Origin of the sequence: Rhodococcus sp. C3V (assembly GCF_029269915.1) — a bacterium.
GTDB classification, from domain to species: Bacteria; Actinomycetota; Actinomycetes; order Mycobacteriales; family Mycobacteriaceae; genus Rhodococcus_F; species Rhodococcus_F qingshengii.
In genome coordinates, this window is the sequence record NZ_JARJBE010000052.1 from 1 (window position 1) to 1,261 (window position 1,261).

The 1,261-nt window shown below is 55.2% G+C and carries 1 protein-coding gene and 1 pseudogene; both read right to left on the reverse strand.

Annotation, left to right across the window (positions count from 1 at the left end; genetic code table 11):
• Positions 1 to 648: 648 nt before the first annotated feature.
• The gene (locus P3G66_RS31735) at positions 649 to 780 is read right to left on the reverse strand and encodes a hypothetical protein (protein ID WP_276117878.1); all 132 of its coding nucleotides are present in this window, start codon (positions 778 to 780) and stop codon (positions 649 to 651) included.
• A gap of 283 nt (positions 781 to 1,063) precedes the next feature.
• Positions 1,064 to 1,261, reverse strand: a pseudogene (locus P3G66_RS31740) (integrase core domain-containing protein); the annotation flags it as partial.

Below are 1,261 nucleotides of genomic sequence, written 5' to 3' on the forward strand. Positions count from 1 at the left end.
CTCCCCGGCACGGCGTGGGAAGACACGGTTACGCATGACGAACACCTTTCGTTCAACACACAGACAATCGATCTCGCGCCGGACGAGAGGTCGGCGACAGACTACGGAGAGAATCGGGAAACAACTGTTTTGCCCACAAATGGCAATGCAAAAGTAAAAGACAGAGAATTTTCCACCACTTATGGGAATTGTGATCCTGACACCGGCTTGCTGGAAAACATGTTGCTCCATTGCATAATTCGCAACCGCGCAGTAGGCACGAAGGCAGTGACCACACGGTGCGGGACGGCTGAATCTCACCCTCTACACAACCCGCCGGTTCGTCGACAGGCAAACCACAGCGAGCGCTACAGAGAATCCGTCGACAGAGTTCAGACTCTGCATGGAACTTCCTGCCGATCCCAGTTTCCGCCGAGGTAACTCAACAATCAGACTCACCAGCGAACCCGTTCACCAAGACCCCGTCCGGAGAATTCTGCTCTCGCGAGACTTGCCAGAAAAGTCGAGACCGACTGTCGCTCTACATGCCTGACCTGTAGCTACACATTGCACTGGCAGCCAGCTCGGTCGGTTCAGCTCCAGATCCCGGGATCATTTTCATGCCGAGTCCAGCTCGCAGTGCGTCGTCACATCAACTCGAAACGGCGCTCAACTGAGCGAGTTCAGGGCGGAAATGAAGGATACTGCAGTGATGCCGAGCTTAAGCAGTTCACTGATGTTGCCGAGGTTCAGATCCTCGAGCGATCCAGCGCTGGGCGATGCGGTGTCGAAAGATCCCATGACAGACTCCTCGGTAGATTATTAACTAAATGAAAGCTAGCGCAAAGGTCGAACGACCGGTAGTTAAACATTGCACCTGTGACCAAACCGACAAACCAACCAGTCGATATTCAGCCTGTGAATTCGGAGCAAACTAATCGATACCCTGCTAGAGCAAAGCCGCTCAGCTGTTCGGTGCCACCGATTCGGAATTCGCGACGACCAGCCTCACACAAGCGAAACACGGTCTTTACCACTCGTTCCCGAAGATATTACCCACGTTGCCCCGTGAGCCAGTTTCGGGCTAGTTGTAGGAGGAACGGACGTTGGCGACGCGGTGCCGGCGGTAAGCGGCGGGCGGTCGTCCTCCGCGTGCTGAATGCGGTCGGTGGTAATTGTAGTGAACGTTCCAGACTTCGATCGTGGTGCGCCGTTGCCGCTCGCTGGTGTATTCGCGAGTAGAGCAACTCTTCGGCGAGGATGCGGTTGTACCGTTCGACCT